Origin of the sequence: Sporosarcina cascadiensis (genome assembly GCF_009650995.1) — a bacterium.
GTDB classification, from domain to species: domain Bacteria; phylum Bacillota; class Bacilli; order Bacillales_A; family Planococcaceae; genus Sporosarcina; species Sporosarcina cascadiensis.
Genome location: NZ_WHVV01000001.1, coordinates 327,809 through 353,317, shown reverse-complemented (window position 1 = coordinate 353,317; position 25,509 = coordinate 327,809). Strand labels below are relative to the sequence as shown.

General features: G+C 44.2%; 25 protein-coding genes. 18 read left to right on the top strand and 7 right to left on the bottom strand.

Going from position 1 to position 25,509, the window contains the following annotated elements; genetic code table 11:
* Positions 1 to 43 precede the first annotated feature (43 nt).
* Together GDZ68_RS01740 and pyc are read left to right on the top strand one after the other, a co-directional pair.
* On the top strand, positions 44 to 1,210 hold the full coding sequence (locus GDZ68_RS01740; RefSeq protein WP_153720547.1) for an FtsW/RodA/SpoVE family cell cycle protein: 1,167 nt from the start codon (positions 44 to 46) through the stop codon (positions 1,208 to 1,210).
* 17 nt (positions 1,211 to 1,227) lie between these two features.
* Positions 1,228 to 4,671 carry a pyruvate carboxylase gene (gene pyc, locus GDZ68_RS01735; RefSeq protein ID WP_153720546.1) on the top strand — a complete coding sequence of 1,148 codons (3,444 nt, stop codon included), beginning with the start codon at positions 1,228 to 1,230 and terminating at the stop codon, positions 4,669 to 4,671.
* A 111-nt stretch (positions 4,672 to 4,782) separates the two neighbouring features.
* Here pyc and GDZ68_RS01730 read toward each other — a convergent pair whose 3' ends face one another.
* Positions 4,783 to 5,691: a COX15/CtaA family protein gene (locus GDZ68_RS01730; RefSeq protein ID WP_153720545.1), complete on the bottom strand. Its 909-nt coding sequence runs from the start codon at positions 5,689 to 5,691 to the stop codon at positions 4,783 to 4,785.
* Positions 5,692 to 6,093: 402 nt separating this feature from the next.
* Here GDZ68_RS01730 and cyoE point away from each other — a divergent pair, with 402 nt between their 5' ends.
* The 8 genes from cyoE to GDZ68_RS01690 all read left to right on the top strand — a co-directional run bounded on the left by cyoE (position 6,094) and on the right by GDZ68_RS01690 (position 12,701).
* Positions 6,094 to 7,011, top strand: coding sequence for a heme o synthase (gene cyoE, locus GDZ68_RS01725; RefSeq protein ID WP_153720544.1), 918 nt, complete (start codon positions 6,094 to 6,096; stop codon positions 7,009 to 7,011).
* Between the two features lie 102 nt (positions 7,012 to 7,113).
* Positions 7,114 to 8,181 carry a cytochrome c oxidase subunit II gene (gene coxB, locus GDZ68_RS01720; RefSeq protein ID WP_153720543.1) on the top strand — a complete coding sequence of 356 codons (1,068 nt, stop codon included), beginning with the start codon at positions 7,114 to 7,116 and terminating at the stop codon, positions 8,179 to 8,181.
* A gap of 33 nt (positions 8,182 to 8,214) precedes the next feature.
* Positions 8,215 to 10,089, top strand: coding sequence for a cytochrome c oxidase subunit I (locus tag GDZ68_RS01715; protein WP_153720542.1), 1,875 nt, complete (start codon positions 8,215 to 8,217; stop codon positions 10,087 to 10,089).
* Positions 10,089 to 10,715: a cytochrome c oxidase subunit 3 gene (locus tag GDZ68_RS01710; protein WP_153720541.1), complete on the top strand. Its 627-nt coding sequence runs from the start codon at positions 10,089 to 10,091 to the stop codon at positions 10,713 to 10,715. The genes GDZ68_RS01715 and GDZ68_RS01710 overlap by 1 nt, the downstream gene beginning before the upstream one ends.
* A gap of 1 nt (position 10,716) precedes the next feature.
* Positions 10,717 to 11,064, top strand: coding sequence for a cytochrome C oxidase subunit IV family protein (locus GDZ68_RS01705; protein WP_153720540.1), 348 nt, complete (start codon positions 10,717 to 10,719; stop codon positions 11,062 to 11,064).
* Positions 11,065 to 11,084: 20 nt separating this feature from the next.
* Positions 11,085 to 11,285 carry a hypothetical protein gene (locus tag GDZ68_RS01700; RefSeq protein ID WP_153720539.1) on the top strand — a complete coding sequence of 67 codons (201 nt, stop codon included), beginning with the start codon at positions 11,085 to 11,087 and terminating at the stop codon, positions 11,283 to 11,285.
* A gap of 5 nt (positions 11,286 to 11,290) precedes the next feature.
* On the top strand, positions 11,291 to 12,214 hold the full coding sequence (gene ctaG, locus GDZ68_RS01695; RefSeq protein WP_153720538.1) for a cytochrome c oxidase assembly factor CtaG: 924 nt from the start codon (positions 11,291 to 11,293) through the stop codon (positions 12,212 to 12,214).
* Positions 12,215 to 12,239: 25 nt separating this feature from the next.
* The gene (locus GDZ68_RS01690; RefSeq protein ID WP_153720537.1) at positions 12,240 to 12,701 is read left to right on the top strand and encodes a DUF420 domain-containing protein; all 462 of its coding nucleotides are present in this window, start codon (positions 12,240 to 12,242) and stop codon (positions 12,699 to 12,701) included.
* A gap of 45 nt (positions 12,702 to 12,746) precedes the next feature.
* Here the strand turns inward: GDZ68_RS01690 and ytvI are convergent, their stop codons facing one another.
* Positions 12,747 to 13,802 carry a sporulation integral membrane protein YtvI gene (gene ytvI / locus GDZ68_RS01685; RefSeq protein ID WP_153720536.1) on the bottom strand — a complete coding sequence of 352 codons (1,056 nt, stop codon included), beginning with the start codon at positions 13,800 to 13,802 and terminating at the stop codon, positions 12,747 to 12,749.
* A gap of 106 nt (positions 13,803 to 13,908) precedes the next feature.
* Positions 13,909 to 14,268, bottom strand: a complete 360-nt coding sequence (locus GDZ68_RS01680; RefSeq protein ID WP_153720535.1) for a YugN family protein — start codon at positions 14,266 to 14,268, stop codon at positions 13,909 to 13,911.
* 300 nt (positions 14,269 to 14,568) lie between these two features.
* On the opposite strand from GDZ68_RS01680, the gene GDZ68_RS01675 reads away from it, so the two are divergent.
* Entirely contained in the window at positions 14,569 to 15,579 is a 1,011-nt protein-coding gene (locus GDZ68_RS01675) for a CAP domain-containing protein (RefSeq protein WP_194841014.1), read from the top strand.
* Here the strand turns inward: GDZ68_RS01675 and GDZ68_RS01670 are convergent.
* Positions 15,576 to 16,307, bottom strand: a complete 732-nt coding sequence (locus tag GDZ68_RS01670) for an amino acid kinase family protein (protein ID WP_153720533.1) — start codon at positions 16,305 to 16,307, stop codon at positions 15,576 to 15,578. The two genes, GDZ68_RS01675 and GDZ68_RS01670, sit on opposite strands and share 4 nt — an antisense overlap.
* Positions 16,308 to 16,400: 93 nt before the next feature.
* Between GDZ68_RS01670 and GDZ68_RS01665 the strand changes: the two genes are divergently transcribed.
* Together GDZ68_RS01665 and GDZ68_RS01660 are read left to right on the top strand one after the other, a co-directional pair.
* Positions 16,401 to 17,852, top strand: a complete 1,452-nt coding sequence (locus GDZ68_RS01665; protein ID WP_153720532.1) for a UDP-N-acetylmuramoyl-L-alanyl-D-glutamate--2,6-diaminopimelate ligase — start codon at positions 16,401 to 16,403, stop codon at positions 17,850 to 17,852.
* A 59-nt stretch (positions 17,853 to 17,911) separates the two neighbouring features.
* Positions 17,912 to 18,355: a YlbF family regulator gene (locus GDZ68_RS01660; protein WP_153720531.1), complete on the top strand. Its 444-nt coding sequence runs from the start codon at positions 17,912 to 17,914 to the stop codon at positions 18,353 to 18,355.
* A 695-nt stretch (positions 18,356 to 19,050) separates the two neighbouring features.
* Here the strand turns inward: GDZ68_RS01660 and GDZ68_RS01655 are convergent.
* Positions 19,051 to 19,923 carry a PI-PLC domain-containing protein gene (locus GDZ68_RS01655; RefSeq protein WP_153720530.1) on the bottom strand — a complete coding sequence of 291 codons (873 nt, stop codon included), beginning with the start codon at positions 19,921 to 19,923 and terminating at the stop codon, positions 19,051 to 19,053.
* 208 nt (positions 19,924 to 20,131) lie between these two features.
* Between GDZ68_RS01655 and GDZ68_RS01650 the strand changes: the two genes are divergently transcribed.
* Entirely contained in the window at positions 20,132 to 20,404 is a 273-nt protein-coding gene (locus GDZ68_RS01650; protein WP_153720529.1) for a YlbG family protein, read from the top strand.
* Positions 20,405 to 20,416: 12 nt separating this feature from the next.
* On the opposite strand, the gene GDZ68_RS01645 is transcribed toward GDZ68_RS01650, so the two are convergent.
* Positions 20,417 to 20,812, bottom strand: coding sequence for a DUF7147 family protein (locus GDZ68_RS01645; RefSeq protein WP_330583156.1), 396 nt, complete (start codon positions 20,810 to 20,812; stop codon positions 20,417 to 20,419).
* Positions 20,813 to 20,914: 102 nt separating this feature from the next.
* Between GDZ68_RS01645 and GDZ68_RS01640 the strand changes: the two genes are divergently transcribed.
* From GDZ68_RS01640 to coaD, 3 genes are read left to right on the top strand one after another with little or no spacing between them, the layout of a single operon-like run.
* Entirely contained in the window at positions 20,915 to 22,357 is a 1,443-nt protein-coding gene (locus GDZ68_RS01640; protein WP_153720528.1) for a hypothetical protein, read from the top strand.
* Positions 22,354 to 22,908, top strand: coding sequence for a 16S rRNA (guanine(966)-N(2))-methyltransferase RsmD (gene rsmD / locus GDZ68_RS01635; RefSeq protein WP_153720527.1), 555 nt, complete (start codon positions 22,354 to 22,356; stop codon positions 22,906 to 22,908). Before GDZ68_RS01640 ends, rsmD begins: the two co-directional genes overlap by 4 nt.
* A gap of 4 nt (positions 22,909 to 22,912) precedes the next feature.
* Positions 22,913 to 23,395, top strand: a complete 483-nt coding sequence (coaD, locus tag GDZ68_RS01630) for a pantetheine-phosphate adenylyltransferase (RefSeq protein WP_153720526.1) — start codon at positions 22,913 to 22,915, stop codon at positions 23,393 to 23,395.
* Positions 23,396 to 23,440: 45 nt separating this feature from the next.
* On the opposite strand, the gene GDZ68_RS01625 is transcribed toward coaD, so the two are convergent.
* A complete protein-coding gene (locus GDZ68_RS01625; protein ID WP_153720525.1) occupies positions 23,441 to 24,328 on the bottom strand; it encodes a hypothetical protein in 888 nt (295 codons plus the stop codon).
* 128 nt (positions 24,329 to 24,456) lie between these two features.
* Between GDZ68_RS01625 and GDZ68_RS01620 the strand changes: the two genes are divergently transcribed.
* Positions 24,457 to 25,503: a SepM family pheromone-processing serine protease gene (locus tag GDZ68_RS01620; protein ID WP_153720524.1), complete on the top strand. Its 1,047-nt coding sequence runs from the start codon at positions 24,457 to 24,459 to the stop codon at positions 25,501 to 25,503.
* The last annotated feature ends 6 nt before the right edge of the window (positions 25,504 to 25,509 follow it).

Below are 25,509 nucleotides of genomic sequence, written 5' to 3'. Positions count from 1 at the left end.
AAACGGTTTGAGTTTTTTATTTAGGACGACGAGGTAGCCAGCAATGAAGACTTATATGAACCGAATTTTAAGAAATTTTGACTATTCCCTATTCGCAGTTTATTTGTTATTATGTCTATTTGGTTTAATAATGATTTACAGCTCAAGCATGGTGTGGTCAGTAAATCGATATAATGATGAACCGACGCGCTTTTACAGCAAGCAAATCAAAAGTCTTGCTCTCGCGGTTCCCGCCTTCCTGGCTGCATCAATTATTCCGTACCGGCATTACCGCAATAAAAAATTCCTCTACGTGACCGTCGGTGTGATGTTTGCACTGCTTATTACGGTTAAGATTGTCGGTTTTGGAGATGCAGTCGGTGCGAAAAGCTGGATTGCTTTAGGAAAGTTAGGTAATATTCAGCCAACGGAAGTAGCGAAGATTGCTTTCATCATCTATTTTTCAGGTGTATTTGCCAATAAGTTTTATGCGGGCACCCTGGATGAAATCAAAACTACTATATTTCCGACGTTTTCCATACTTACAATTTCTTTGATATTAGTAATGTTGGAGCCAGATTTTGGCGCAACGATGATCTTATTTTTACTCGCTGTCTCGGTAATCGCTGCGAGTGGTATGAAATGGAAGAATTATTTGAAAATCAGCTCTGTTTTTGCTGTACTAGGGGTGGGATTAGGCCTCCTTTTATGGATAAAGTGGGATGACGTCATGACAGGTTCTCGTGTCGGACGAATTCTTGCCTATACTGATCCTTTTGAATATATGCAGGGATCAGGACTACAAATAGTCAACGGCTACATTGCAATCGGTGCCGGCGGCTTGAAAGGGGTGGGGCTTGGAAATTCTATACAGAAACTTGGATATTTACCGGAACCTCATACAGACGTCATTATGGCAGTGATATCTGAGGAGATGGGGTTGATAGGGACAACTATTGTCCTTGGCGGTTTGTTTTTCATTGTCATGAAAGCGTTTATCGTTGCGCTGCGCACAAAAGATGCTCATGCACGTATGCTAGCTGCAGGAGTCGGGAGTTTGATAGGTATTCAGACTTTTGTAAACTTAGGCGGTTTAACAGGATTGATCCCATTGACAGGTGTTACGCTGCCGTTCATCAGTTTCGGCGGTACGTCTGTTGTCTTCCTGTCTATTGCGCTGGGCATACTGATGAATGTATCTATGTTTGTTAAATACGAAAAAACGAAGTAGAGAGGAATGTGTTATAGGTGGAGAGAAGAGAAATTAAAAAGGTACTGGTCGCAAACCGGGGGGAAATTGCGATCCGTGTTTTCAGAGCATGTACAGAGTTAAATATTGCTACAGTCGGGATTTACTCGGCAGAAGACCGGGCTTCTTTGCACCGCTATAAGTCTGATCAGTCATTTTTAGTAGGCGAAGGAAAAAAACCGATTGATGCGTACCTGGATATTGAGGGGATTATCGAGATTGCTAAAAAAGCGAATGTCGATGCGATTCACCCTGGTTACGGATTCTTGGCAGAGAACTCTGCATTTGCATCGCGTCTGGAAGAGGAAGGAATCATTTTCATTGGCCCTACATCCAGACATTTAGAGATGTTCGGCGACAAAGTAAAAGCGCGTGAGCAGGCCATTGCTGCAGGTATCCCTGTGATTCCGGGAACTGACGGGCCGGTAACTTCTGTTGAGGAAGTTCGGGAATTCGGTGCGCAGAATAAATACCCGATCATTATCAAAGCTTCATTGGGCGGAGGCGGCCGCGGGATGCGGATCGTAGAATCTGCAGAGGAAGTGGATGAAGCATATAACCGGGCGAAATCAGAAGCGAAATCAGCATTTGGTTCTGACGAAGTATATGTGGAAAAGTATATTAAACAGCCTAAACATATTGAAGTGCAGATACTAGGAGATACATATGGAGATATTGTCCATTTGTACGAGCGTGATTGTTCGATCCAGCGCCGTCATCAAAAAGTAGTTGAAATTGCACCTTCTATTTCGTTAACCGATGAGTTGAGAGAAGCTGTTTGTGAAGCCGCTGTCAAATTATCAAAGAATATAGGGTATATAAACGCTGGTACTGTCGAATTTTTAGTAGCTGACAATGAATTTTATTTCATCGAAGTGAATCCGCGCATTCAAGTGGAACATACGATTACTGAAATGATTACGGGAATTGATATTGTCCAGTCGCAAATATTCATCGCGCAGGGTGATAAGCTTCATTCGGAAGTAATCAATATACCGCAGCAGAAAGATATCCCGCTGTTTGGTTACGCAATTCAGTCACGTGTCACAACAGAAGATCCTTTAAATGACTTTATGCCGGATACGGGCAAGATGTCTGTCTATCGTTCAGGCGGAGGATTCGGTGTCCGTTTAGACACAGGAAATGCATATCAAGGTTCTGTCATTAGTCCGTATTATGATTCGCTGCTTGTAAAAGTATCGACATGGGGGCCGACTTTCAGCAATGCTGCAGCTAAAATGCTCAGAAATTTGAAGGAATTCAGAATCCGCGGAATTAAAACAAATATTCCTTTCCTTGAAAACGTTGTATGCAACGAGGACTTCTTATCAGGTGATTACAATACAAGCTTTATTGATGAAACTCCTGAACTGTTCGAGTTTGCGAAAAGACAAGACCGCGGGACGAAGATGCTCTCTTATCTCGGAAACGTTACGATCAATGGATTCCCGGGAATCGATGATCCGACAAGACCTGTTTTACATCCAGTCCGTATTCCAGCAGTCGATCCGAAGACAGCGCTTCCAAAGGGAACAAAGCAAATCCTGGATGAACAGGGCGCGGATGGTCTCGTGGAATGGGTACGCAGGCAGGAAGACGTTTTATTGACCGATACGACATTCCGCGATGCGCACCAGTCTTTATTGGCCACGCGAATGAGAACAAAAGAGCTGACGCAGATCGCAACGGAAAGCGCACACCTGCTTCCAGATCTATTTTCATTTGAAATGTGGGGAGGCGCCACATTTGACGTCGCTTATCGTTTCTTGAAAGAAAGTCCATGGGATCGACTGGAGAGATTGCGCGAGCAAATTCCGAATGTTTTGTTCCAGATGCTTTTCAGAGGGGCGAATGCAGTCGGATATACGAACTATCCTGACAACGTAATCCGGGAGTTCATTAAAGAGTCTGCAGCTTCGGGAATCGATGTATTCCGAATATTTGATAGTCTGAATTGGATTAAAGGCATGGAAGTGGCAATTGACGAAACCCGTGCATCAGGTAAGATCGCAGAAGCAGCCATCTGTTACACAGGCGATATTCTGGATGACAGCCGTGCGAAATATACAGTCAATTACTATAAAGAAATGGCGAAAGAATTAGAAGCGGTAGGCGCACATATTCTGGCTATTAAAGATATGGCGGGTCTCTTGAAACCGGAAGCGGCATATCGTTTAATTTCAGAATTAAAAGACTCCACTGAACTGCCGATTCACTTACATTCTCATGATACGAGCGGTAACGGAATTTTCATGTATGCAAGAGCGATCGAGGCGGGTGTGGATATTGTCGATACTGCCATCGGTTCAATGGCAGGCATGACCTCTCAGCCTTCTGCCAATTCACTTGCTTATGCAATGCAAGACAGCAAGCGGCAGGTCCGGGCAGAAACTGAATCTCTGGAGAAACTTTCACATTACTGGGAAGATGTCCGCAAGTACTATAAGCCTTTTGAGAGCGGCATGAACAGTCCGCATTCGGAAATTTATGTACACGAAATGCCGGGCGGCCAGTACTCCAATCTGCAGCAGCAGGCGAAAGCGGTCGGTCTGGGCGAGCGCTGGGAAGAAGTGAAGGAAATGTACACCCGTGTAAACTTCTTATTCGGAGATATTGTCAAAGTGACACCTTCTTCAAAAGTAGTAGGGGACATGGCTCTCTTCATGGTTCAAAACGAGTTGAATGAACACTCAGTCATTTCTCGCGGCCATTCAATCGACTTCCCGGAATCGGTTATCGAATTTTTCGAAGGATCGATTGGACAGCCGTACGGAGGCTTCCCGAAAGAATTGCAAGATGTTATTCTAAAGGGCCGTAAAGCCATTACCGTGCGTCCCGGAGAGTTGCTGGAGCCGGTTAATTTTGAAAAAGTGATGGAAGAATTAACAGCGAAGATGGAAAAACCGGCAACTATGCATGATGCCCTTGCACATGTTCTCTATCCGAAAGTTTTTGAAGAATATATTGAAACGAAGAAACAATTTGGTGATGTATCTGTCATCAGTACACCTCAATTTTTATACGGTCTGCGTTTAGGCGAAGAAATTGAAGTTGAAATTGAAGTGGGTAAGACACTGATCGTGAAACTTGTATCCATTGGAGAACCTCAGCCAAACGGTACACGGGTGCTGTATTTTGAATTGAACGGCCAGTCGCGTGAAGTCGTCATTCAAGACATGCACATCGAGACGAAAGATGTGAAGAAGCAAAAGGCGGATCCGTCAAATGAATCCCACATCGCGGCGACAATGCCGGGAACTGTATTGCAGGTGGCGGTTTCATTGGGAGCTAAAGTAAAACGCGGAGAGCACTTGCTTATAACAGAAGCGATGAAAATGGAAACTACGATTCAGGCTCCGTTTGACGGGGTAGTAAAAGAGATTTACGTAGGGCCCGGGGATTCTATCTCGACCGGTGACCTGCTCATTGAAGTAGAACATTGATAAACAGCTCCTGCAGATCGTTTAACGCTGCAGGAGTTTTTGTGAGGCTGGTAATGAAATAAAAAAGAGCTCAGCCTGTAAACAGCAGCTGAGCACTTTTAACGAAGTCGGTTATTTTGAATGGCTGCGGGAAACGAGCAGCACTAAATAGGTAAGTAAACCGAAAAGCAATGTAATGAACAAGGAATGAAGCAGAGCAACATAGAGATTTAATCTAGTAAGTACGACAATCATGCCGGTTGTTGCCTGTGCCAGAACCAATAAAAAGGCACTGATCCAGCCCCAGTAGATCACACGCTGATCACTGTAGTGTCTGATTGCTTTGATCGCTATGAAGCCGATCCAAACCAGGATAAGAGCAGCAGCGAGGCGATGGCCCATCTGCACCCACTCGTACATGCTCTGTGGTAATTTGAATTCTCCATTGCGGCACATCGGCCAGTCGGAACAGGCAAGTCCTGAACTGGTATGACGCACGAGAGCTCCTGTATAGATTACGAAATATGAATAAATGGTTACTCCGATTGTATGAAACTTGAGAGAAGAACCTATCCTGATCTTATCTGCATCAAATTTCTGATCTACTTCAAAAATCAGCAGTGTCAGTAAAAAGACAGCCGAGAATGAAATAAGCGAAATGCCGAAGTGCAGAGCCAGGATGAAATCGCCTTGACCCCACAATACTTGAGCTGCTCCAATCAATGCCTGAAGAATTAAAAAGAACACAGCCATGAAAGCAAGAAACTTTGTTTCACGTATATGGCCAAGGGCTTTCCAAGACCATACTGCCAGAACAACAATCAAAATGCCAACGCTGCCTGTTACAAGACGGTGGGAGAATTCGATGAGAACCTCAGCGGTAATTTCATCAGGAATCAATTGTCCATTACAGCCGGGCCAGTGTCTTCCGCAGCCCATTCCGCTGTCTGTCTTTGTGACGAGCGCTCCTCCGAGCAAGATAGCGAGCATGCCTATGGTGGAAGCAACGCCAAACCATTTTAAAAACCGATTATATCGCAAGTATGAGACACCTTCTTCTATGAATTGACCTAGTGGCCGGTCTATTGTTGTGTTGCCCAATTGCACAGAAAAACACAGCATGCAGCTAAAGCCGCTGTCTGTATTTGCCATGCAGTTGAATTATTCGTTTCATGTTTTATAATATAGAAAATCACATTGAAACACAATGCCATGGGCTGATAAAGCTTCGGTGTGTAAGGCTTTTCACAAATTGTTCATAAAAAAGCCTCTTTAACTTCACAATTCTCTTGTAGAAATGCTTTACTATATAGTAGGTGAAGGACAAAGACGCTCAGGTTGCACGAAACTGCTATAAATTGCGAAATGGTGTAGAAATTACCGACGAATTTCGATATAGTAAGTGTTAGGGTCTTTGCTGAAAACTTTGAAAGGAGGGTTATTATGTCAAACGGTCGAACGCTTTCGACAGTTGCAGATCCCAAAGTGGAGTCGATTACCTTATGGAAAGACTTTTTGGCGCTTATCAAAATAGGTATCGTCAATTCGAATTTGATCACTACGTTCACCGGTCTTTTTTTGGCATTTCAATTCACTGGGAAAAGTTTTCTCCATAATTTCGATTTGTTGGTATTTGCAATCTTGGGTACCGGGTTGATCATTGCAGCTTCTGGAGCACTGAATAATTTGATTGACCGGGATATCGACCCGATTATGTCGAGAACAAAGTCGAGACCGACAGTAACAGGCAGATTTAAAACGCCTGCTGTGCTGACGCTGGCCATTACATTTCTGCTTGTCGGAGAGGTTTTGTTATTCTCTGCTTCCGCAATGGCCGGCTGGCTGGGGATCATTGGAGTACTGGCTTATGTTGTTCTATATTCCATGTGGTCAAAGCGCCGTCATGTCAGCAATACAGTAGTAGGAAGCTTGTCAGGTGCCGTTCCTCCTCTTATCGGATGGGCTGCGGTTGATCCGGCACTGCCGATGGGCGCATGGGCACTGTTCCTGATCATGTTCATATGGCAGCCTCCGCACTTTTATGCGCTGGCTATGCGCAGAACAGAGGAATATCGTTCAGCAAACATCCCGATGCTGCCTGTAGTAAAAGGTTTCGAACGCACGAAGAAATCTATGCTCATATGGGTATTGTTGCTATTCCCGCTGCCTTTCCTGCTGCTAGAGCTTGGTGCAGGATTTGTAGTATTTGCAACTTTGTTGAATGTCGGGTGGCTTTATCTTGCACTTAAAGGATTTAAAGCTAAAGAAGATCTGAAATGGGCTACTTCAATGTTTATCTACTCGTTGAATTACATGACAATCTTGTTTGTCTCCATGATTATTTTCTCTATATTCATCTAACGTTTCGGAATTCTTTCTTTAAAACAGGAATTCATCATAGAGAGGCTTCTAGTCCTCCATAGTAGAAAAACATTTTTTTAGAAAGAGAGGTATTAGTTAGCGATGATTAAAGGACTCAAAAAGTGGCGTCTCTTTTCATTATTGGCGGTTTTCGCAGTTTTCTTAGCAGGCTGTGGACAAGAGCAGCTTTCAACATTCCATCCGGCAGGGCAAGTCGCTAAAGATCAGTTTAACTTGCTGCTGTTATCATCAGGAATCATGTTACTAGTCATCATCGTAGTAGTAGCAATTTATTTAGTTGCACTAGTACGCTTCAGACGTTCCAAATTGGGTGAAGATTTTGTGCCTGAACAAGTGGAAGGAAGTCATACACTTGAGATGGTCTGGACATTCATTCCAATCGTTTTGATTCTGATCCTTGCTGTTCCTACGGTTTACTACACATATAAATTGGGTGACGTAAAAGCGATGGAAGCAGTTGACGAAGACGGAAACGCTGAAAACCTTGTAATTGATGTAACAGCAAAATTGTATTGGTGGGAATTCGAGTATCCTGATCTAGGAATTGTTACGGCTCAGGAACTGGTAGTACCTACAGATGAAAAAGTGTACTTCAACTTGATTGCTGCAGACGTTAAACACTCATTCTGGATTCCGGCAGTAGGCGGTAAGCTGGATACGAACGTAGAGAACGTCAATAAATTCTACTTAAGTTTCGAAAAAGAATCAGAAGGCCTGAAAGACGGTGTTTTCTACGGAAAATGTGCGGAGCTTTGCGGACCTTCCCATGCTTTGATGGACTTCAAAGTAAAAACTTTACCGAGAGATCAGTTTGATGACTGGGTGGCTGGAATGCAGAAAACGGCTGATGAACCAGTCGTTGCAAATGCTGACGGCGAAGCAGTATTCTCTCAAAGCTGTATCGGATGTCACGCAGTTTCAGGCGTAGGTGAGTCTGGAGCACAGGGACCCAACTTGGCTACATTCGGAGATCGCAACCGTGTTGCAGGTTTCTTGAAGCACGATGAAAAGGAACTGAAAGACTGGATTCGCGATACACAGAAACATAAACCGGGCAATCAAATGCCTTCATTCGGTAAAGACCAGATTTCTGACGAAGATTTAGATGCTTTATCAGAATACTTACTAGGCTTGAAAGTCGAAAAATAATTTTCAAACGGAAATTGAATAGGAGGTAACACAGTGAGTTCAGTTGCTCAAAAAACAGGCTTTGGCGCAACGCTCTGGGATTGGCTGACGACAGTCGACCATAAGAAGATTGGGATACTGTATCTCCTTGGGGGATTATTCTTCTTCGTTCTTGGCGGTATTGAAGCGATGATCATTCGTCTTCAATTGATGACGCCAAACAATGATCTCGTAAGCGCAGGGCTTTTTAACGACTTAATTACAATGCACGGAACGACCATGATATTCTTGGCAGCGATGCCGATTCTATTTGGTTTTATGAACGCCATCATGCCGCTTCAAATCGGAGCACGTGACGTAGCATTCCCATTCATTAACTCATTAGGTTTTTGGATGTTCGTCTTTGGTGGTTTATTCCTTAACATTTCATGGCTTTTCGGTGAAGTTCCAGATGCTGGATGGACATCTTACGCATCTCTATCACTTCATTCACCGGGTCATGGTATTGACTTCTATGCAATTGGTTTGCAAATCGCCGGTGGTGGTACGTTAATGGCAGGGATTAACTTCCTCGTTACGATCATCAACATGCGTGCACCAGGGATGACTTACATGCGTATGCCATTGTTTACATGGACTACGTTCGTAGCGTCAGCGATGATTCTTTTCGCATTCCCTCCATTGACTGTTGGATTGTTCTTCTTAACATTTGACCGTATGTTCAGCGGTAACTTCTTCGATCATACGATGGGCGGAAACACGATTATCTGGGAGCATATTTTCTGGATCTTCGGACACCCTGAAGTATATATCCTGATTTTGCCTGCATTCGGTATTTTCTCAGAGATTTTCTCCGTATTCTCACGGAAGCGTCTCTTCGGTTACACAGCGATGGTATTCGCTACCGTATTAATCGGATTCTTAGGTTTCATGGTATGGGCTCACCATATGTTCACAGTTGGTCTTGGACCGACTGCAAACGCGATTTTCGCGGTAGCAACAATGGCAATTGCAGTTCCTACCGGTGTTAAAATCTTTAACTGGCTCCTTACGATCTGGGGCGGAAGCATTAAAGTTACCACACCGATGCTTTATGCACTCGGTTTCATTCCATCATTCGTAATGGGTGGAGTTACCGGTGTTATGCAGGGTGCAGCACCACTTGACTATCAGCTTCACGATACGTACTTTATCGTAGCTCACTTCCACTATGTAATCATCGGTGGGGTAGTATTGGCTATTTTCGCGGCACTTCACTACTGGTGGCCGAAAATGTTCGGTACGATGCTGAATGAATTCCTTGGAAAAATTACGTTTGTATTCTTCTTTATCGGATTCCACATGACATTCCTGATCCAGCACTGGTTAGGTTTCTGGGGAATGCCGCGCCGTGTCTGGACGTATATGGACGGACAGGGATGGAATATGGCGAACATGATCAGTACAATCGGTGCACTTCTGATGGCGATCGGGTTTATCGTAATGGTTATTAATATCCTTATGACAACTATTAAAAATGAGCGCGTTGGAAATGACCCATGGGGAGACGGACGCACACTTGAGTGGGCGATCGGATCACCTCCAGTATTCTACAACTTTGCAGCAACACCATTAGTTCGCGGTCTCGATACACTTTGGATCGAAAAGATGGAAGGCAGCAAGGAAATGATTACACCTGCTGAGCCGATTACGGATATTCACATGCCGAACGGTTCCATTATTCCAATGTTGATGTCTCTGGGTCTGTTTATTGCAGGCTTCGGTGCGATGTTCCACCAGGAAACTTCTTGGGGACTTCCTGTACTGGTATTCGGACTTGCATTTACTTTTGTCAGCATGGCTGCACGTTCGTTGAGAGATGATCTTGGTTTCTATGTGACGAAAGAGCAAATCATGCAAGATTTAAAGAATAAAGGGGGGCGTAACTAATGGATTTGAACAAAAAATTCACCCCTGAAACATGGCCGGCTCATCCAGAAAAGGCTACCTTAGAAGCAAAGAATAAATTCGTTGGTTTCTGGCTTTTCCTAGGTGGAGAAACTATTCTCTTTGCTACGTTGTTTGCAACGTATATGGCATTGAAAAATAAAGGTCCAAGCGGCTTTGGTTTCACAACTCAAGAGCTCTATACGTTACCGTTAGTATTTGTCATGACGATGCTTCTTTTGACATCTTCATTGACTAGTGTGTATGCTATGTATCACTTGAAGAGTTTCAATTTTAAAAAGATGCAATTATGGCTCGCCCTTACTGCATTTCTAGGCCTTGGATTCTTGATGTTAGAAGTCTATGAGTTCTCTCACTATGTAAAAGAAGGATTTACGTTCAGTAACAGTGCGTTCAGTTCCTCTTTCTTCACACTGGTAGGTACACACGGCTTCCACGTGGCGATTGGTTTAGTTTGGATTACCTTGTTGATCTTCCGTAACTCCAAGCGCGGACTGAATTTGTATAATGCAACGAAGTATTATACATTTTCATTGTACTGGCACTTCATTGACGTAGTTTGGGTATTCATCTTTACTGTAGTCTACTTGATGGGAGTGGTGGGTTAAGATGGCAGATATTCAAGTAATTAAACGATCTCCGGCTGAGCAGCTGCTTCAGCAGCGACGTGCAAAAGAATCTATGCGAAATCAAGTAGCGATGTTTGCTTTAATGATTTTCTTAACACTCGTTTCATTTTCGATGGTAGTCGCATATCTGTCTGACGTTGCGGGATTCTCTAAATTCTTCGTCATTCCGACGTTGTTCTTGTTTGCGGCAGTACAGGTTGGTCTTCAACTGTTCTACTTCATGCATATGAATGAAAAAGGACATGGCGTTCCGCAAATGTTTATGTTTACAGGTGCTCTGTTAGGTTTCTTGATTCCTTTGACATTTGTAACAATCGTTTGGTGGTAATCAGTAAAAGGGGTTTATGGATGCATTCCATAAGCCTCTTTTTTTTCGCTGTTAAAATTTGCGCAGACGAAATTGTCAAAGTTCGTACATTGAGTTATGGCACAGTTGCTCGTATAATGGGTAAAGGATACATTTCTGTTCGCTTTGCTGTTATTTATTTCATTATTCAGCAACAGAAGGACTGGCTTGGTGACGGCAGGCTGACTACAAAAGGAGAGTGACTGTTTTGCCTCTAAGTATTTTTGGTTTTCGGGCTTTGTGGAGTCCTTATTTCTTAATCGCTATCGTACTTGGTGTTGTAATATATTATTTAATTACTGTTAAGTGGAGAGATCGCTTTGAAGGATCCGAACCTGTAACTAAACAGCATATTATCTATTTCATTTCTTCAATGGTTCTTTTATATATCGTGAAAGGATCACCAATGGATTTAATCGGACATATTTTGTTTTCTGTTCATATGGCACAAATGGCCATACTGCTATTAATGGTTGCCCCGCTCTTTATCATGGGAATTCCAAATTGGCTTTGGGAGAAGTTTTTATCTGTAAAGGCAATTAGGAAGGTATTTATGCTATTGACGAAACCGGTCATTAGTTTACTGCTCTTCACACTGATGTTCTCCATGTATCATTATCCGATGATTCTGGATCAGGTGAAGTTAAGTTTGCCGCTGCACACTGTGTTTACAGTGACACTTTTCATTTCGGCAATTTTCTTATGGTGGCCGGTTGTGAATACTGTAAAAGGACAGCCGCATCTTCATGGATTGAAAAAGATCGGCTATGTCATCCTTAGCGCGCTTCTAATTACTCCTGCCTGTTCATTGATTATCTTCGTGGATGTTCCGGTGTATGAGACGTACAGCAGCGGGGAAGCATGGTTAAAAGCAATGGCGCTGTGTGTACCGAGCAGCACGCTTGCCGGATTATCAAATCTTGGCATGTCAGGTCCTGAACTGTTTACGGACATGCCTACACTTTACGATCAGCAATTAGGCGGTATTTTAATGAAAGTTATTCAGGAGATTGTCTATGTTGTGGTGATTGGACGAATTTTCTTAAGTTGGTCTAAATACGAGAGAGAAAATGCAGATGAAATTACTCGCCAGGACTTGCTGAAACGTCAAAAATTAACTATGCACGGCTGAGTAAAAAAAGAAGGAGTTTACAGCGATGGAACTTCCAATATTACCGACCATCAGTACATTTTTTATCGTCTTGTCTGCTGTTTTGGTAGCGGTCGGATGGTATTTGATTCTTCAGAAGAAGAAGGCGGCCCACCAAAAAACGATGGTGGCCGCAGCTGTATCCGCAGTGTTGTTTTTCATTATTTACATTTCACGGACTGTATTTATTGGAAATACTGCATTTGGAGGTCCTGACCACTTAAAGATTTATTACACGGTGTTTTTAATTTTTCATATCGTACTTGCTACTACAGGAGCTGTTCTGGGAGTGATTACGATGGTCGCCGGATTTAAGAACAATCTGGCCCGTCACCGAAAAATGGGACCCGTCACAAGCATCATCTGGTTCTTTACCGCAATTACAGGCGTTGCCGTCTACTTATTGCTTTATGTGTTTTATAAAGGCGGAGAGACTACTTCTGTATTTAAAGCGATTTTAGGTTTTTAATCAATTAGAAAGGGTATATCTCCGGGAGGGAGATATACCCTTTTTTCATATTTTGAAATTCAGTTTAATAATGTCCGCTTCTCTTGCGGTATTGAAGAGAATGACGAGCATCGGTCCAATGAAAAAGCCCAGCACGCCGAATAATTTTAACCCAATAAACATGGCGATCAATGTAGGCAAAGGCGACAGGCCTATTTGGGAGCCCATCACTTTCGGTTCAACCGTCCGTCTGATGATCAGCAGGATTACGGCCAGGATGGCAAGTTTAGTACCCATGGCTATATCTCCGGATACATATTGATAAATCGACCATGGCGCCAAGATGATGATGGATCCTAAAATCGGTATAATGTCGATGATCCAAATCACGAGAGACATGACCACTGCGTACTTTGGAATAATCAGCAGCAGACCGATAAATGAAACGGCCAGAATGATCAGACTTACTAATAATTGTGCTTTGGCAAATCCCAGGATGACGTTATTTAATTTGCTCATCATATAATGGACTTTTTGTGCGGTCGTTTCTGTCAGATGACGATAAAATGCGCGCTTCAGGTTAGGCAATTCCAGCATGAACAAGAATAAAGCGATCATGAAGACAATGAAACTCACCAGGAAGTTCGGAATTTCCGAAATCAGTCCGAGAATCTTATCATAGCTCAGAAGTGTAATCAGTGAAACACGGAATGATTCAATAATTTCATTGAATTCTTTCTCGAGCATGGCAATAATGTCTTCCGGCATTCCTATCGTATACTGAAATATTTTACTCTGCGTGTTGATCCAAACACTTGAAAGTGAATTCAGGTAGTTCGGAATTTCTTTGGTGAAATGAACGATTTTTCCAATGAGTGTATTCACCGTGTAAAAGAGAAGAAATACACTGACCCCAACAAAGACAATGAAGTTGACAATGACAGAAAGCTTGCGTTTCCATTTAAACCTTCGCTCGACCCATTTTACAAGCGGGTCTAAAAAAATCGCAGTCAGCAGAGCTAAAATAATTGGTATAGAAACAGGCAGGATAAAAAATATAATTAACAGTAAAACAGCAATACTTAATGTGATCATCAAATTTCGTTTGGTCAGCAATTTCAAGAGTCATCGTCCTCCACATACATTCTGAGTTTATTATAACCAAACAACAGACGTAATAATAGGAAAAAGCCGAAGAACATGATGCTCTTCGGCTTTTTTTATTTTGTTACACTGTATATTGCTTTAATTCGTCATAGACTGCTTTTGCTGTTAATTCACAATCTTTCACTAAGCTGGCCGGGAAATCCTCTTCTTCGCCGTATTCTACGCCGAAAGGATAGTAGTATTTACCAAGAACAGGCTGCTTTAAGCGAACTGTTGCTTTTCTGCCGTCGATATCGCCTTCTACTAATGTGCCGAAGATGCGCATATAATATGTACCTTCGCGAATGATAAATTTCTTGTCGAAAGTGACGCGCTCGTAATCCCATTGACCTTCAAGAACCAGGCCGTTCTTCAGCATAATTTCTTCCATGACCTTTAAGTCAGATACAAGGCCGTCAATGCCTATATTTTCAATATACATTTGTAAATCCCCCTTCATGTTCGTCCAAACGAATACTTATACCATTATATCATAGAACAAATTAAAATCACTTGCAATGACAACATTGTGTCAACGCTTCCTTCTGTAATGATAAAGAATGACGGGGGCAAATCTATTCTGTACAATAAAGGAAAAGAACCTCTGTACAAAGTATGAAAGCCGTATGACAGGTATAGTAAAGACAGAGACAGCAACAAGAAAGGAAAGGGAGATTTCATGTGGAGAGCAGGCTGGAAGATACTTCTGATGCTGGTAGTGGTCATGGGAGTGTTTTATTTTATGAATGACAGAGTGAGTGTCAATGAACCGCTTGAATCGCCTGTGCAGCATGGCTCTCCTGTTGCCGTGCCTGAAAAAGGAGAAACCATGGACGTGCAGGGCAGGCCGAGACCGGAAGAAGGAATATCACTTTACGTCGGTCAAAAAGCGGAAAAGCTGATAAACGACTTTGGAGAGCCTTCGAGAGTCGAACCGTCAAGCTTTCAATACGAATGGTGGATTTATAAAGGGGAACCGAGCTTTATGGCGGGTGTGCTGAAAGATAAGGTCATTCAGCTTTATACAGCAGACATATCAGCAGATACAGCACCGTTCACAATCGGCCAGGATGTTCAGGAGATTCATCGCTTCACGCCGATCGAGTCAGAAATCGATGTGCACATAAAAGATAATACGTATACTTTTTCCTTAAATAGTGAAGACATTAAAAATAGAATTTTAATACCTTATCAGGACTTATATGTTCAATTATATATTGACCAGGTAGATGAGCAGCTGGAAGGGATTCGTTTTATCAGTCCGAGTACGCTGGTAAAACATCAGCCCTACGATATGACTTATTTAGGAGAGATGATTGAAGCGCCAAAGCCTTCCTCTACTGTGCAGACAGAAGTGGACAGCGCGATGGAACGGCAAATAGTGGAACTGACGAATCAGCTTCGTGATGAACATGGCGTGAGGACTTTAATTGAAGATTCAAAACTGGCTACGCTGTCGTGGGAGCATAGCCAAGAAATGACTTTTCAAAAATACAGTTCACGTGAGGATGAACCGACGGAAAACTTTGCAGAACGCCTGAAAGCGGCAGAGGTTCTTTCGGTCAAGTCAGGCGAGAATACGGCATTGAATTATATAGATGCAATTGAAACAGTTCACGGCTGGCTGAACTCGCCTAAGCACCGGGACATCTTGCTGAATCCTGTTTTTACTCATACAGGGGTTGGTGTTTACAATAAATACTACACACAGTCCTTTATTGCGCAGACAAAAAGGGATGGTTTGGATAATTAAGGGAGAATCCACGTGCCTTCCTCTTCAGACGCGATGCCTCGGATATGAAGAGGTGTCGCGGTTTTTTTTGCGTACAGCGCCGCTTTTTTCTGGATGATCGGATGCTGACAGTCTAATAAAGGAAGAAACTCTGTAAATGACAATTGATCATAACGGATGTACTGTGAGTTCGTATGAGGATCTGCGGACATGACAGCCGGGACGTCTTTATAAAACTCCACATGGCTTGCCTGCAAAGCTGCGGCGAGTGCGATAGCTGTCAAATCGCTGCCGCCCCTTCCAAGTGTCATGAACTGTCCCTGCTCGTTCATACCCTGGAAGCCGGGGACGATGAGGCATGAGTGTGTCTGCAGCGTATTAAGTATATGAGAGGTATTGATTTTTTCGATCATTGCATTGCAAAATTCCCCATGCGTCCGGATTCCTGTATTTTGTCCGTAGATGATCGTGTTGTCGATTCCTTCTTTTGATAACTCGGCTGACATCACCGCTGATGAAATTAACTCTCCGCAGGCAGCCGCCAAGTCCTTTGCCTCGCCTGAATGATTGAGCGCATCTGTGACATTCAGCAGAGTATCTGTTGAGTATGCATCCCCGCCGCGTCCCATTGCGGACACAACGACAACTACTGAATTATATCTCGATAATCCATCTTTAATGTGCTGAATGCACTTTGCACGCTGTTGCTGATTCTGCATGGCGACCCCGCCGAATTTCTGGATAATCATAGAATCCCAACTTTCTTCGTGACATTCTTCTTGCAAGCTTCATAAGATGAAGTGAAATTATGTTTCGTTTCATTATATTCTGTTGAAGTTAAAATGTTCGGGAAAGGGCGTGACACCTTGCTTTTATCTGAATTGATAAAGGAGTGGCCGTGTACATTGCTGCAAGGGTCAATCCGGCAGACAGTCGGAGGAATTACGGAAAATTCGAAGCGGGTACAGAAGGATTTCGTGTTTGTCGCCAGAAAAGGCGCGTTGTGCGATGGACTGGAATTTATCGAAGAAGCAATTGTGAAAGGCGCGACTACTATAGTTTTGGATCGAGTGAACGCGGATCTGCACATACCTGCGGGCGTCACTGTAGTAGTTGTTCCCGACAGCTCTTTGTTTATTTCGTTCGCAAGCGCGAAATTAGCAGGCAATCCGGCATCTGAATTAACAGTGATCGCAGTAACCGGAACTAATGGCAAAACGACAGTCAGTCATTTTATCGGACAGCTGCTGGCGGCCCAAGGAGTGAAAGCGGCGGTAATCGGGACGACAGGAATCTATATAGACGGCATACTGACCGGGACACCCGACGATTCGCTGACGACGATGCCGGCAGAGCAGCTGCATCCTCTATTGCGCACTTGTATTGAGCAGCAAGTCACACATGTCATCCTCGAAGCCTCCTCAATCGGTCTCTCTTCTAACCGCCTGGCTCACTGCTCCATAACAATCGGTATTCTTTTGAATATAGGCATTGATCACTACGCCGAACATGGCGGTAAACAGGCATATATCGATGCGAAGAAACGTCTGGTTTCATTGGCGGAACGATTAGTGGTCAATGAAAGTGACCCGGTATGTGCGGAGATGAGCAGGGAAGCGGCAGGAACCGTGCTGTATTTCAATGAAACACATATAAACAGTACGCTTACGACAATCAATGGATTTAAAGTGAATGTTCCGGGCCTGCATAACGAGATGAATGCGAGAGCTGCGGTTTGTGCGATGCAGGCAGCGGGCTTTTCATTTGAAGATGCGGTCTTGAACCTTGCTGTGCTGAAGCTGCCGGAAGGGCGTTTGGAAAAGTACAGTCAGAGAGGGGTGGACGTGTTTGTAGACTATGCGCATACACCGGATGCTTTACGGGCTGTGCTTGAAACCTTATCCGAAGATGGAGCCCGCCGGGTAGTAACGGTATTTGGCTGCGGCGGAGACCGGGATCATGAGAAAAGGCCGCAGATGGGAGCAGTGGCAGCGCAGCATAGTGCACATGTCATCTTGACATCAGATAACCCGCGTTCGGAAGAGCCTTCGTCAATTATTACAGATATCCTGGCCGGGACTACCGGTTTTACCGTACCGGTCGATGTGCTGCTCGACCGGAAGCTTGCAATCCGGTATGCGATCCGGCAGGCCGGACAGGGAGATATCGTGTTGATTGCCGGGAAAGGACATGAAAAAACACAGCAGATCGGTTCGCGAATTGAATCTTTCTGTGATATGAATGAGGTGCAATCGGCATTCGCAGAGGAAGACAAAGTGAATTTAGAATCTTAAAGGATAGTCGAATGGATCGATTTTTGGTATGATGGATGGGATAGGAGGTGCGGCAATCTATGATGATGACGGATGAATGGATGAATGTCATCGATATGGCGGAAGAACTTTCCGATATGCTGCTGCGTTCTGAGGTTGTTAAAACCTATCAAGACGCATACAACCGTGTGTATTCTGATCCTGATCTGCGGAAAGAGATCATTAATTTTAATAGAGTGAAGGAACAATATGAAGAGGTTCAGCGCTTTGGACGATATCATCCCGATTATAAGTCGGTTATGAAGGATATTCGTTTGCAGAAGAGAGCCTTGGATTTACGCGATGAGGTGGCGGCGCTGCGTCTGGCGGAGAATGATGTGCAGTCGCTGCTGGATGAAATCGGCATTATGATCGGCAGTTCGGTATCTGCGGCGGTGAAGGTGCCTGCGGGTGACGGAGCATTCACCAACAGTTCTTGCGGTGGCGGATGCGGCTCAGGCGGCAGTTGTTCGTGCTCGGCCTAAGCGATTTGAGCATTTGTTCATAAGAAAAACCCTGCGAAGTTTGCAGGGTTTTTCTTATGAGAGTTATTAAGTAGAAAAGAGACCGTTTCTGCGTTTCTTGCGGATAAGCAGTGTGACGACTTGATGTTCTGCCGCATGCCAATCAAGTGAAAGAGCGGGGAAGTGGAGAGAGATCGTTTCCCTGCGTTCCAGGCGGACGCGTTCTGGAGGGCCCGCGGTGAGCCAACTTGGTCGCTTCGCTCCCGCAAGTTGTCTCACCTGTCGGGCTGATCCTCCCAGAGTCGCCGCCTTCCACTCCGGTACACTGGCTTGGTTTTTAATATTTTTTGTGTGAGTGGCAGTATGAGCATACTTTTTGAGTCTACTATAGTAGGTATGATGTTCATGCAATGCTTAGTATTCCACAAGCGCTGAGATTCTTGTGATCAATGCGTTTGCAAGGTCGAGCAACTAAAAAATACCAACTCAACTTGTACTATGTTAAAAGCGGCATGTCATACATTCTCCTCGCCAGCGAAGGCGCAACTGCGGAATTAGCCGTTGCTGTGAGACAACTGGCGTGATCTTTGCCAGTAGGCTCACAGCGTAAGTCAATCCCCCAGCGCCGAAGCGGTTTTAAACTTCAAACACACATTTCGTTCAAACCACCTGCAAAGTCGAGCAACGAAACAGAAACAGCTCCATGTTGGAAATCTTTAATTCTCGTTGAAATATGCTAAAACATCTTTAGGCTTCTTCGTAATAAAACCGCTGAATTCTAACTTTGACAGCTTCTGCAGGTCAGTCGTGTCGGACATCTCGTAAAATACGTTGATGTTTAATTGCTGCAGAAATTGGACGAATCCGTCTGATGCAAGAGGGAACACTCCAATTTTTTCAGGAAGGCAGAATAAGTCAGCATTTGGTCTGTACAAGTGGCCGAACTTGCTTGTGTATGCGACATACGCTTTCTTGATCTCTTCGCTGCCGGCACCGAGCGCGACAGAATTTTGTGCATATAAATTAAAGCGGTCGATCTGTTCATCGTACGTGCTCGTGACAACAACTCGTTCAGCCGCGTCCATTTCCTTGAGCAGCCGCCACAGCTTCGAAGGGATCAAGCTGCCTTCGTACGTGTCGGGGGAATCTCCCATAGAAATGACGATCAGCAGCTGAGGGAACGTTTTTAATAGATCACGCAGTGGTAAAATTAAGGTCGGATCCTCTTTGGCCGCTGTCTTCGTTTGATCAGAAGAAGATGGATAGTCATTTTTTAATTCCGCCAGCGTATAGTCTGCAATAGCTCCGGTCGGCAACATGTCTGGAGCTATGATAATTTCTTCATCTTTGGTCAGCCGGATATCTACGACAAAACCGTGTACGCCCAAATCGGCTGTCTTAGTATATGCTGTGAGCGAATGGACGGAAGGGTCTTCGGCAATATCCATTTCGGCTAATACTGCAATTTCAGAAAATTGAAGCGCTTTCTTTTCTGCGCGCGGCTCCGGTTTCACAACCACTTTCGAAGCAGCCCAGGCAGCAACACTTGCAGCTCCAACAGTTAAAGCAACTTTGGTTTTCCTCCCCACTCTAAAACCTCCTCAGTAGTCAGTCGGACTTCACTATTTTTCACACTCAGTTTGCACCGAATGGACTTCTATATCTAACATAGTGTAACCTATTCTGCGGATCCAGTGCAATAATAGAATGAAGAGAACATCCAAACCTCCGATATGTAAGGTTGCGGGACTTTTCTCACCTATGGTATTGTATGAAGTAAGAAAGAGGGGGAGAAATATGATTGATCGGCAAGGAATAATTGTCTATCTCCATCATTTAAAACAAGCAAAATCACTGCGCAAGTTTGGGCATGTCCATTATATTTCCAAGAAAATGAAATATGTCGTGCTGTATTGCGACCGGGATGAAGTGGAAGGCACGGTCAGCAAGCTCGAACGCTTATCTGCAGTCAAAAAAGTTTTGACTTCCCAGCGTCCATTTGTCAGCACCGTATATGAAAATGCCAAGCCGGATAAAGCAAAAGAATATGATTACAAAACGGGTCTGTAATCGAACTTATTCTTAACGCAGCGGCGGCAGCAAATGATTTAAACGCAGAACACCGGTGATATATTGATAAAATAAATCTTTTTCCGCAAACTCAGATGAATGTTTTACTTCAACACGCACCGGCTTGCTGTTCATAGATTCAGCTTTTTCCGTGAATAAACTGACGCGTTTGGAAGGTTTATCCGCGGATTGTTTAATACCTTCTCGGCAAACATAGATTGGCATGAACTGGCTGTCACTGAATGCAGGTTCAAATGAAACCGCAAACGACAGATGTTCCGCTGAACCTTTTTTTGAAGAAAAGATATAGGACTTGTACAATCTATTGGAATTTGTCGACATTAATTCAAGCAGTTCATAAATGTCGCCATATCCTTCACCGAGTTCAATAAAGCGCTGTTGAATCATAAATTAGCTCTTCCTTTCAGCAATCAAAAGGCGGATTGCTTATATAATTATTGTCTTGAAAATGGATCTTATCCATCATACCATGTGATGAGGTGTTGTACTTTGAAAACTATCTTGAGGATTTTGTTTCTGCTGGCTGCAGTGAACGGGGGCCTTCTTTATCTGCATTACAGCCAGTCAGCCACTGCGAACGGCGACAAAGATCAGCCTGATACGTACCGCCAGGAAATTGAAGTCATTAACCGGGCAGACGGTTTGTATGTCAAGCATCATTTTTATGACCTGGCTACGGGAAGATATGAAATTATCTGGCCGGAAGGAAGTGTGGAGCACGACTGTCTGACGAAAGAATCTGCTTCCTGCTCACGCTTTAATGAATCGGGCATCGCTTTCGATGAAGGGGAACAAGATCAGCAGTCGATCACGTATAAAATTCCTAAAACCGAAAAGCTGGCAGGCCGCAAGTTATTTAAAAGACCTTTTGTTCTGCTGCAGGACGCCAAGCCTCTGACAACCGTCTTCCATATGACCGATGAGCAGAATATAGGAGGCATGTGGGTGAACGGTCTCGAGCGTGTCGGTATCGCTGATAAAGAGCGCATCACGTACCGGCTGTACCGCGGTGTCGGGTTCGTCAATGAGCTTTATTGGCAGCCGCAGGAAATACCGATGGCCTACTCTTCCAATAAATTAACATTATACGGTGAAGGTATAGATAAAAAGCAAATTGACAAGATGGAAAAGATGCTGGAGGAAATCGGCGGAGATCATGTCAGTGTTCTCTTATCATCCGGCAACCGTTCGTTATATGCGCAGCGGTTTGTTACGGAAAAGCCGGAGAACATGGACCGGGTGCAGAAGCAAGTCGCGAGAATGAGTGTGCAGTCCCGGTTTATCATCCCGGCGGACGAGCCGTCAATGAACAGTATGCTTGCATCGATTCTCGGAGATCAGGCAGTTGGTACAAAAGCTGAACAAAATGCTTTCATCCGTTTTAAAGAAGCGCTGACGGAAGAACAGTATGATGCTTTCCGCAAGAAAGTGCGCAGTCAGATGGGACAGCCTCTGGCAGCTGAGCAATTGGATGCCGATCTGAAAGATGTGATGAAGTTAGATTCGCAGTATTTCCGAAAGACCATGCACGAACAGGAGTACAGCTATCCATTCTTATTATTAGACTCCCGCAAGCTGCTGCTGGACGGAGGAGAGCTGAAAGAAGCGAAAGTCGTCGTGAAAGACGGAAAGAGCTATTATCCTGCCAATGAGTTGCTAACAGGAATGGGATATAAAATTACTTCGAATGAACAGTCGATTTATATTGAAAGTCCTAAGCGCAATTACCGTTTTTCGAAGATTGAGCCTTTCTACGTCATGAATGAGCGGAAATATGATTACAAAGAAAAACCGTATTTGACGATCAATAATAAATTGTATTTTGATGAAGTGTGGCTCAGAAGGATCTTTCTGGTATTAATTGAGAAATCCGATGACGCCGTTGATGTACAGCAAATTGAAAGTCTGATGAAGGAGATGGAAAAAGAGTGAGAGTCATTTCCGGTTCGAGAAAAGGCACGCCGTTAAAATCACTTCCGGGCACGTCAACGCGCCCGACATCTGACAAAGTAAAAGAGTCGGTATTTAATAAGATCGGACCGTATTATGATGGAGGGATTGTCGTCGAGCTTTTCGGCGGCAGCGGCTCCATTGCCATTGAAGCACTGTCACGGGGGATGGAGCAGGCGTATGTCTTTGAGAAAAACCCGAAAGCCTGTGCTATCATCAAGGCGAATTCGGAAAAATGCCGGATGGAAAACCAATTACATATTGAAAGAAAAGATGCACGTCAGGCTGCCGCCGTTCTGCAGAAAAATCATGTGACGGTAGATTTATTATTTGTAGATCCGCCCTATGCTTCAGTGGATTATTATGAACTGGTAAATGAAATGGCTGAATTGAATATATTGGCGGAAGACGCAACAGTTGTCTGCGAACATGAGAAAGCCACTGAACTGCCCGGGCAGTATGGTGATTTCAGCAAAGTCAGCTCGACTGTCTACGGCAGCACAGCCATTACTATATATGAGAAAAGAGGATAATGGCATGTCAAAAATCGCAATCGTGCCGGGCAGTTTTGATCCGGTGACGAATGGACATTTAGATATAATACAAAGAGCGGCGAAAACATTTCCGCAAGTGCATGTAGCGGTGATGAATAACTCATCGAAGAAACCCCTGTTCACTGTGGAGGAACGGATTGCCCTCATTCATGAAGTGACGTCACAGTACGACAACGTGACAATAGATTCTTCATCGGGTCTTTTGATTGACTATGCGCATAAAATTAATGCGTCTGTCATTGTAAGGGGATTGCGCGCGATTTCGGATTTTGAGTATGAAATGCAGATTACTTCAATGAACCGTGTGCTTGATGAAAGCATCGAAACATTCTTCGTCATGACGAAAAGTAATTATTCATTCCTGAGTTCAAGCATCGTCAAAGAAGTGGTGCAGTATGGCGGAGACGTATCCAGTCTTGTGCCTGCGCATGTCAATGATGCATTGATTCGGAAATTCAGTAAATAATAGAAGAATGGTTATGATGAAAACTCATCATAACCATTTTTCATATCAGTACATCCAAAAGAACAGCAGAGGCACGAGAAGGGTGTTCCAGGCTCTTCCGATAACGTACGGGAGTATTCGTATACCCGCGCTCTTCGCGATCGTCATGACTTGCATGTGGATGCTCATGCCGTTTAAAGAAATTATAGCTGCAATCAGAAGCGGGTAAAAACTGTCACCGCTGAAATGCTCGGTGGCAGACTGGACGCCGGATGTCATTTCAAAAATGGCCAATAATATGGTTTTGGTGCCGCCCATATCAACCGGGAACACAGTGGAAATCAAACTTGACAGCACATTACCCATTGAAGAAAAGAAAATGACCGTCGTCGCAACCAATAAAATGACGGATGAGCTGTCTTTGATTGAACTGAGTAAAGGTGATGGATTTTGCTGCTCATCTTTTACTGCTGGAGGAATCACGTGCTCTATTCGCTGCTTTCGAAGAAGCCACATCATCATCAGGAAAAAAACAATGTTTGCTAAATGAATGGCAAGCAGCAGTTTCCAGCCGTTTACCACACTGCCAAGCAGTTCATTTCCTACGAAACCGATGATGAACATAGGGCCGGGCGCATGACAGGAAGCGAGAAGCAGACTGCTTTCGGCAGTAGAAATTTCACCGTTTTTCTTCATTTCACTGACAGTCACGGCACCAACCGGGAAACCCCCGAAAGAACCAAGTACATATGCCTTTATGTATCTTTTCCACTGGCTTGCCGATTGTTGACCGGGCATTTTTAACAGCCATTGTGTCAAAATGATATAAGGCAGTAAATACGGCAGCAGCGCATGAATGAACAGCTGTGCACCTGAGACGGCTCCTTCATGCGCGACTTCAGGCTGAATGATAAAGAGGATGATCAATGCCCAGATGACGGTGACGTTGATCATGGAAGTCGTTGACGGGCCGGCTGAAGACTTTCCATTAGCGTCTCTCCTTCCTGTTTTTTGAACTGAAATGGAATCTACCGTAATATATATGTTAAATTCGTACAGGCTATTAATGGAGGGATGCTGTAATGAAAATGCGCAAGTGGGGAATAGTGGCTGTCATCCTTATACTGATAGCGGTTCTCGGACTTTTTCCGTTAGATATGTATATTTCAAGACCCGGCGGAGCATATGATCTGGCTCCGCTCGTGGATGTGGACGGCGGCGACCAAAATGAAAGAGGAACATTTAGTCTGATGACGATTGCGATCGGAAAAGCGACGCCTGTAACGTACGCGTTTTCGCATGTGTCGGATAAAATGAAGCTGCTGCCTGCTGCAAATGTGAGAAGGCACGGTGAAAGTGACGAGGAATATTCCATCCGTCAGAAAAAGCTGATGGCGGATTCGAAAATGCATGCTATTTCGGTGGCGTTTGATAAGACTGGAAAACCGATTGAAAGAGTATTCAGAGGGGTATACGTAGCCAACGTACTGCCGGAAGGAACAGCTGCGGGGAAACTGTTAACAGGTGACCTGATCCAGTCCATTGACGATGAGAAGCTGTCTTCAGCCAACGAGTTCATTGACTTGATCAGCAGTAAGAAAGAAGGCGACCTGTTAAGTCTTCGTGTCAGCCGGGGGAAACAGATGCTGACGATTCCGTTAGAACTGAAAAAGCTGCCCGGTGAAGAACAGCGCATAGGGCTCGGTATTCATTTTGAGGAGCAGATTGATATTGAAACGAAGCCTGAAGTCGATATCCATACCGAAGACATCGGAGGACCTTCAGCGGGTCTGATGTTTACTTTGGAGCTGATCAACCGGCTGACAGAAGTAGATTTGACGAAAGGATATAATATTGCAGGAACAGGTGAAATGCTGGAGGACGGTTCTGTAGGAAGAATCGGCGGCATTGATTTCAAAGTCATCGCGGCGGACCGCCAGGATATTGAAATATTTTTTGCGCCTGACGATGAACTGCCGGATGAAGTGAAAGCGAAAAATCCACAGCTGGTCTCGAATTATGAAGAAGCCAGAGAGACTGCGGAAAAGATCGGCACTGACATGAAAGTTGTACCGGTGAAAACGGTGGACGACGCGCTTAGTTATCTGGAACAGCTGGAAGAAAAGTGACAGCTG